General features: G+C 60.0%; 9 protein-coding genes and 2 pseudogenes. 7 read left to right on the top strand and 4 right to left on the bottom strand.

Going from position 1 to position 6,300, the window contains the following annotated elements:
• Positions 1–107, top strand: a pseudogene (locus E2L08_RS16515) (IS5/IS1182 family transposase); the annotation flags it as partial.
• On the opposite strand, the pseudogene E2L08_RS17455 reads toward E2L08_RS16515, so the two are convergent.
• The 4 genes and pseudogenes from E2L08_RS17455 to E2L08_RS16500 form a co-directional block, all read right to left on the bottom strand.
• Positions 91–471 (bottom strand): annotated as a pseudogene (locus E2L08_RS17455) (substrate binding domain-containing protein); the annotation flags it as partial. The pseudogenes E2L08_RS16515 and E2L08_RS17455 sit on opposite strands and share 17 nt — an antisense overlap.
• Complete coding sequence (locus E2L08_RS17450; RefSeq protein ID WP_369126920.1) at positions 381–575, bottom strand: helix-turn-helix domain-containing protein; 195 nt, start codon at positions 573–575, stop codon at positions 381–383. The gene E2L08_RS17450 and the pseudogene E2L08_RS17455, both read right to left, overlap by 91 nt.
• Before the next feature lie 332 nt (positions 576–907).
• Positions 908–1,288: a nuclear transport factor 2 family protein gene (locus E2L08_RS16505; protein WP_133398188.1), complete on the bottom strand. Its 381-nt coding sequence runs from the start codon at positions 1,286–1,288 to the stop codon at positions 908–910.
• 41 nt (positions 1,289–1,329) lie between these two features.
• Positions 1,330–2,175: an alpha/beta fold hydrolase gene (locus E2L08_RS16500; RefSeq protein WP_133398187.1), complete on the bottom strand. Its 846-nt coding sequence runs from the start codon at positions 2,173–2,175 to the stop codon at positions 1,330–1,332.
• Between the two features lie 66 nt (positions 2,176–2,241).
• Here E2L08_RS16500 and E2L08_RS16495 point away from each other — a divergent pair, with 66 nt between their 5' ends.
• The 6 genes from E2L08_RS16495 to E2L08_RS16470 all read left to right on the top strand — a co-directional run bounded on the left by E2L08_RS16495 (position 2,242) and on the right by E2L08_RS16470 (position 6,182).
• On the top strand, positions 2,242–2,847 hold the full coding sequence (locus E2L08_RS16495; RefSeq protein WP_168771191.1) for a TetR/AcrR family transcriptional regulator: 606 nt from the start codon (positions 2,242–2,244) through the stop codon (positions 2,845–2,847).
• A complete protein-coding gene (locus E2L08_RS16490; RefSeq protein WP_133398185.1) occupies positions 2,844–4,043 on the top strand; it encodes a YbfB/YjiJ family MFS transporter in 1,200 nt (399 codons plus the stop codon). Before E2L08_RS16495 ends, E2L08_RS16490 begins: the two co-directional genes overlap by 4 nt.
• A gap of 12 nt (positions 4,044–4,055) precedes the next feature.
• Positions 4,056–4,394: an antibiotic biosynthesis monooxygenase family protein gene (locus E2L08_RS16485; protein WP_133398184.1), complete on the top strand. Its 339-nt coding sequence runs from the start codon at positions 4,056–4,058 to the stop codon at positions 4,392–4,394.
• Positions 4,391–4,984, top strand: a complete 594-nt coding sequence (locus tag E2L08_RS16480; RefSeq protein ID WP_133398183.1) for a LysE family translocator — start codon at positions 4,391–4,393, stop codon at positions 4,982–4,984. The genes E2L08_RS16485 and E2L08_RS16480 overlap by 4 nt, the downstream gene beginning before the upstream one ends.
• A gap of 2 nt (positions 4,985–4,986) precedes the next feature.
• A complete protein-coding gene (locus E2L08_RS16475) occupies positions 4,987–5,646 on the top strand; it encodes a LysE family translocator (protein ID WP_133398182.1) in 660 nt (219 codons plus the stop codon).
• 77 nt (positions 5,647–5,723) lie between these two features.
• Complete coding sequence (locus E2L08_RS16470; protein ID WP_133398181.1) at positions 5,724–6,182, top strand: DUF2267 domain-containing protein; 459 nt, start codon at positions 5,724–5,726, stop codon at positions 6,180–6,182.
• Positions 6,183–6,300 lie beyond the last annotated feature (118 nt).

Genomic DNA, 6,300 nt, shown 5'->3' with positions numbered 1-6,300 from the left:
TCGGTAGGTTGAAAGACTGGCGTCGCATCGCCACCCGCTACGACAGATGCCCGAAGGTCTTCCTCTCCGCCATCGCCCTCGCCGCAACCGTCATGTTCTGGTTATGAATCCTGACCCTAGCCAGTTTGCTGGAGCGTAAAGCGCCCAGATTGGGATGTCGTCTGTTTGGTGCGTCTCGTCGAGAATCGGAACCAGCAAGCCCATTGCGATTGAATCGCGCACGACGAAATCGGCCAACCTAACGATACCGAGCCCCGATAGCGCGAGGTGTCGAAGGGCAACCGCGCTATCGCTACGCATCGCCGGTCGCACGCGTACGCGCAAGGTCTCCCGCCCTTGCTTGAATGGCCAGTGCTCAAGCTCTTCATGGCCAATGATCGTCAGGCACCGATGACGTGCGAGGTCGTCGGGTTCAACCGGAACCCCGTGTTCCCGAAGATACTCTGGGCTCGCGCATACAATACGTCTGGCGGTGCCAACCCGAGCCGCTCAGCGGCATGAGAAAAGTTTCTGAGTCGCGCAACTTCGGAGAACAGGACGAGGTCTTCCGTGCTGACTCGATTTATGAACGGCATGCAAACCTCATCTGCAGGATTTTGGATTATTTGCACCCTTGGCGACCGTCATAACGGCGTGGAACCGTTGTACTGGAGCATGCCGGATGTCTCGTCGCAAACCCATCCATTGCAGCAGGCGGATCACCGATGCTGAACTGAAATTCTATCTTGATCGGGCACACCAACTGCGCGCAGAAGCCTTTCTAGCTGCAATTCGATGGGTTGCCCGCAAGCTCTCGGTAAATAGGGCGACCTCGTGCGAGGAAGACACGGGTGATCGCTGATGCGGCGGGGTGCAGGCCTGACTTCTCATTTGAAATCGCATCAAGGACTTGGGGAGGGTGTTGGTGTCAGCTTCGATCGACGATAGAAGCAATCTTCCCATCAAGGAACGTGAACTCGCTGATGCCGGAGATTTCGATTTTTTCGCCTGCCTTCAGTCCGTTTGGGAGATCCTTTGAAACTGTTCCCACGTAGTCGATCTCAGCAACAAGAGCTGCATGCTGTGCACTTACCGCCTTCACGGTTTGATTGCGCTGACTAAACATCTTGGCCGCTGCTTCTGCCTGTGCGCGAAATTCGGAAGCACCGCGTGTCTCGAGGGACAGTGCTCCGTTCGAATAATTCTGGAACACCACATCCGGGTGCAGCTGCTCCATCATTTCTTCGATGTCGAACCGGTTGTACGCATCGACGTAGCGATGAATCTGATCAATATTTTTTTTCTGCATTTTGGGAAACCTCTTTCTTTCGGAGATTTGTTTACGACGCTTCACTGTTTGGACAAGTGAGCGAAAAGTTCTCGCAACACGACATCCGGGGCTTCCAATTGTGGGAGATGGCCAAGTCCCGGCAAGGGAGTCAGTGTGACGCCAACCCGCTCTGCAAGCGCCATCCCTCTAGCGATCGGGATCCATGGGTCGTCGGCCCCCCATAGTATCGAAGTAGGGCAACGGATCTCGCCATACTGCGGCTCGATTTCGGCAGTGAATGCTTCGTCGGCCAGTTCGAACTGCCGCCAGAATGCCTGTTGACCTTCCGGTGTAAGCCAGGGACCGTCGAGTTGGTTGTAGTCTTCCTTCGGGATCGCATGCACAAGCGCGCTGTCGATGTATGCGCAGACAATCGCAGCGTGAATGTGCGGAGGAAGCCCCGTGAAAGCTGAGATATGGGTCTTCACATGCTCAAAGAACGCTGAGCCCCAGGGTCTCATCGCCACGACATTCATAAGGACGAGGCGGGCAAACTCGTTCCCGTGAAGGAGGTGCGCCCGGAGCGTCACTGTGCCGCCGAAATCATGCGCGACCACCAACGGCGCGTCGAGCTTCCAGTGTTCCAGCATTTCGCAGAACACCTCTCCCTGTACCGCAAGCGACGGCGGGCGAGCGGGTGAAAGCTCCGAACGTCCGAAACCTGGCATGTCATACCAGTGGACTCGGAATTGTTCCGAAAGCGCAGGAATGATCCGATGCCATGAGAATGAGGACCATGGCCAGCCGTGTGCGAGGACGAGCGGCGGTCCGTCGCCCGCTATGCCGTAGGCGACTCTTCCGGCCGATGTCGAAGCAATGGCATCGAGGTTCCATAGCCTGGCCGCTTCCTGTCCCGTGTTCTGCATCCACTCACTCCGTTTCTGTCACCGGCCTGTAGCTGTCGCGATTCCCACTCCGTTTCGCGACGGATGATGGATAACCAGCTTGCACCGGATAGACAAGTCGGTCTATTTAGCGCCATGCGAGAATCAGCTACCGAACGATTGACCGCCACCGCAGCGCGCCTGTTTCAGGAGCGCGGCCTGACCCGTGTCGGCATCAACGAGATCATCCGCGAGGCCGACGTCGCGAGGATGTCGCTCTACAACAACTTCAAGTCCAAGGAGGATCTGGCACTCGCGGCCTATTCCGCCGTGTCGAAGAACAGGCAGGACGCGGTCGATGCCGCGATCGCAGCATCGGACGGGCCTGAAGCAGCGATCCTTGCCATTTTCGACCTTGCCGTCGACTTGGCCAGCCGAGCTTCGTTCCGAGGGTGCGCCTTCATCGACCTCGCGGCTCACGCCGGGCTCAATGACGCGCGGCTGCTCGACCTGGCACGTGGTCACAAGGCGGCACTTCGCGGTCGTTTCTCACGCCTCGCCCAACAGGCTGGGAGATCAGATCCGGAGACCCTCGCAAGACAGCTTCTCGCCCTTTGGGATGGATCCCTGACCGACGCCTTCATCGAGGGTGACACAGCGCCTATTTCAGCGGCGCGTTCCGCAGCCGAGCATCTCTTGAGGCAAGGCGAATGATGTCGATGGGCCTCACGCCTTGGCTGGTCGTGGCCGGCCTTTCGCTTGGCCCAGCGGTCAGCAACGGTCTGGCCCGCTTCGCCTACGGCCTAATCCTGCCGGCCATGCAGGCCGACCTTTCGTGGAACTTCACGGAGGCAGGCTGGCTCAACACGGCGAATGCAGTCGGTTACCTGCTGGGCGCCTTGTCGACCTTTGCCTTGATCGACATGGTTGGCTCCAGGCGCATCTTTTCCATCGGGATCGCTGTCACGCCATTCGCGCTGGCGGGGTCGGCGGTCTTTGCGGATCTCTGGCTGCAATCGATTTTCAGGGTCGCCGCCGGAGTCGCAGGCGCCGGCATCTTCATATCCGGCGGAACGATGGCCGCGACCCTGTTTCGCGATGCACCGTCACGCAATGCGCTTGCGATCAGTCTCTATTTTGGTGGTGGAGGCATTGGGATGATCGCCAGCGGCGCGTTACTTCCCATCCTTTTCGACCGGAACGGCGTCAGCGCTTGGCCGATGGCGTGGATGTTTCTCGCGGGAATGTCCGCGCTCGCGGTCTGGCCGGCGCTCTGGGCGGCGAGAGTATGCTCGGAACCGGCCCGCATTCACGTCTTGGTCGCTCCACGGTTGCCTGTGATGAAGAAGCTGCCGGCCGTGCTCGGATACTTTCTGTTTGCCGTCGGCTACATCGTTTACCTGACCTTCCTGGTGGCTCTGATGCAGGAAGGCGCGGCGAGCGCCGAGTTGATCGCAGTCTGCTGGACGCTGCTTGGCATCGGCGTGATCGCGGCGCCTTTCGTCTGGCGGGGCGTCTTGGCCCGGAGCGCAGGCGGCGGTGCGCTCGCGCTGGCCTGCCTTGCGACCGGGGCGGCCACGCTGCTCCCCATCGGTCTCCCGGGCTCCGTTCCGGCTCTCGTCGTCTCTGTGGTCGTCTTCGGGCTGTCGTTCTTCATTGCGCCGACGGCGGTAACCAGCTTCGCCCGAAAGAACCTCGATCAGGCAGCATGGGGGCGCGCCGTCGGCATGTTCACCGTTGTCTTCGCGCTCGGTCAGATCGTCGGGCCGGTTCTCGCGGGTTTCGTTTCGGACATCACCGGGTCGGTCTCCCAAGGAATGGCTGCGGCAGGTCTGATCCTGATCCTCGGAGCCGCTTCGGCCGCCTTGCAGCGTCCATTGACGGCCCGCTCCATCCAAGAAGCAACCTAAAGCGGACCCACCATGTATCAGGCTGCATTCATGTTTCGTCCTGGCTCAACGGACGCCGACTTCGAAGCCTTCACCGCGCAGATAAACGCCTGCGCCAACCGGCTTGACGGCTTTCTGGGCGAAGAAAACTGGCAATCGCCGGACGGCTCTCTCCGTCTGGCAATCTACTATTGGGCAGACCGGGCTTGTCTCGACGTCTTTGTGCGCGATCCGATTCACAGGAAGGCGAAGGCTCGGCAGGCAGAATGGTACAACGGGTATCATGTGATCGTTTCCAAAGTCGTGTCGACCTATGGCGACGGCAAGCTGCCCCACCCGACCGGTGACAGCAGGCGGGAGAGGCGGGCATGAACCTCGAAATCCTCACGGCGTTCGCCGCCTTCGCGTTCGTATCTGCTGCCACCCCTGGTCCCAACAATCTGCTTCTGCTGGGCTCAGGTTTGCGCGTTGGGCTTTGGCGAACCATGCCGTTCGTCGTCGGGATAAATTTCGGGTTCTCGGTTCTGCTTGTCAGTGTCGGCTACGGTCTCGGGCAGCTGTTCGAACGGTTTCCGGCCGCACAACTGAGCCTGAAGGTCGTCGGAACGGGGTACTTCCTCTATCTCGCCGCGACCCTTCTGCGGAGTGGCAAGACCGAACGGAAGGCACACCATCGCGACCTTGGGTTCTGGTCCGGGGCCGTCTTCCAGGTCGTGAATCCCAAGGCATGGCTGATGTGCATCACGGCCGTCTCCCTGTTTCTACCCGATGGCTGGTCCGCAGTAACGATCGCGGCCATGGTTGCCACCTTTGTCCTCTTGGGCCTGCCGGCAAACATCGCGTGGGCGGGAGTCGGACAATCGCTTCGGGCACTGGTTTCCGACGAGCGGCACATGCGTGTCTTCAATTCGGTCATGGCCGTGCTGCTCGTTCTCTCCATCGTACCAGTCTGGATCTCCTGACAATGACCGATATTCTTTTCCTTCTTGCGCCCGTCCTTGCCGCTGCCCTCGTCGCGCAGGCAAGCCCCGGTCCGGCCACTCTGGCCATCTCCCGCGAGGCGATGCTGCATGGCCGGAAGGCCGGCGTTGCCTTGGCTCTCGGTGTCACCACGGGATCCTGGATTTGGTCCGCCGTTGCGGCGGGTGGAATGAGCGCAATCATTCTCGCCAGTGAATGGGCAATAATCGGATTGAGGTTTGCAGCGGCTGTCTATCTCGGTTGGCTGGCGTTCAAGTCCGCCAAGGCGGCACTTCGTACCGAGGCGACCAGTGGCGCACCATCGAGCCCAAGAACCAGCGGGAGCTACATCCGCGGATTGCTGATCCACCTGACCAACCCGAAGGCGATCCTGTTTTTCGGAGCACTTTACGCATTCGGTCTGCCAGTTGGCGCGACCGGCGGAACTGTCCTCATGATAGCCGGTGCGGTGGCACTCCAAAGCATCCTCATCTTCGTGGGGCTTGCGCTGCTGTTCTCGCACCGGCGCATCGCAGAGGGATACTGGCGATTTCGTCGGGTTTTCGAGAGCGTTTTCGCTGCCGTCTTTGGGTCGGCGGCAGCGAGCTTTCTGGTGAGCGCCGTCCAATCGCTTTTCGCCAGGTTGCAGAGAGTGCCGGGGTGATGGTCTCGCAACGCCTCCACCGAGAGTTGGTGCTTCGATGTTGCGCTGCCCTCGCGACAACCCAAGAGGTCCGTTAAATGCCGATGCCATGGACATACCGACACGCCAGCCGCGAGTTCCGCGGCTTTCTTGATGACGCAAAAGAACGGATGGCGCTCGAGTCCGACAACATGACGTACACGGCCGTCGACGCTGTGTTCCGGGTTTTTCGTCGTCGCCTCACGGCGCAACAGGGTCTCGATTTTGCAAGCGTTCTGCCTTGCGTCCCGCGCGCGATCTTTGTGAACGACTGGCAGGTCGAAGATCCCCCCGCACCTTTCGAAGACCGAGTTGCGATGACGAGCGAGGCCAAGCGTGTCCGGGTGAATCACAATCTGACCCCCGATAATGCAATCGAAGCGACCGCTTGGGCTCTCCGCAGGAGTCTCGATCAACGCGATCTTGACCGCGTCCTCGACGGGATCGGCCCGGAGGCGCAAGCCTTCTGGCATGTGGAGGTGTCCGACCCGTCAGAGCTGGCCCAGCGTTTCGTTTAGGCTCAGGACCCATTGATTTTAGCAGAAGTGCATGATTCACCGCGCGAAAACAGAGCGGTGATATGTCTGATCTCTTCTGGCTGAGCGATGCGCAGATGGCGCGTCTGGAGCCCTACTT

The organism is Palleronia sediminis (assembly GCF_004358695.1).
GTDB lineage: Bacteria > Pseudomonadota > Alphaproteobacteria > Rhodobacterales > Rhodobacteraceae > Palleronia > Palleronia sediminis.
This window is presented reverse-complemented; position numbering and strand designations above follow the sequence as displayed.

Bases quoted from the DNA above. Each gene is read 5' to 3' on its own strand.
- E2L08_RS16480 (WP_133398183.1), top strand. From the start codon at position 4,391: ATGAACCTCGAAATCCTCACGGCGTTCGCCGCCTTCGCGTTCGTATCT.
- E2L08_RS16495 (WP_168771191.1), top strand. From the start codon at position 2,242: ATGGATAACCAGCTTGCACCGGATAGACAAGTCGGTCTATTTAGCGCC.
- E2L08_RS16470 (WP_133398181.1), top strand. From the start codon at position 5,724: ATGCCGATGCCATGGACATACCGACACGCCAGCCGCGAGTTCCGCGGC.
- E2L08_RS16485 (WP_133398184.1), top strand. From the start codon at position 4,056: ATGTATCAGGCTGCATTCATGTTTCGTCCTGGCTCAACGGACGCCGAC.
- E2L08_RS16490 (WP_133398185.1), top strand. From the start codon at position 2,844: ATGATGTCGATGGGCCTCACGCCTTGGCTGGTCGTGGCCGGCCTTTCG.
- E2L08_RS16500 (WP_133398187.1), bottom strand. From the start codon at position 2,175: ATGCAGAACACGGGACAGGAAGCGGCCAGGCTATGGAACCTCGATGCC.
- E2L08_RS16475 (WP_133398182.1), top strand. From the start codon at position 4,987: ATGACCGATATTCTTTTCCTTCTTGCGCCCGTCCTTGCCGCTGCCCTC.
- E2L08_RS17450 (WP_369126920.1), bottom strand. From the start codon at position 575: ATGCCGTTCATAAATCGAGTCAGCACGGAAGACCTCGTCCTGTTCTCC.
- E2L08_RS16505 (WP_133398188.1), bottom strand. From the start codon at position 1,288: ATGCAGAAAAAAAATATTGATCAGATTCATCGCTACGTCGATGCGTAC.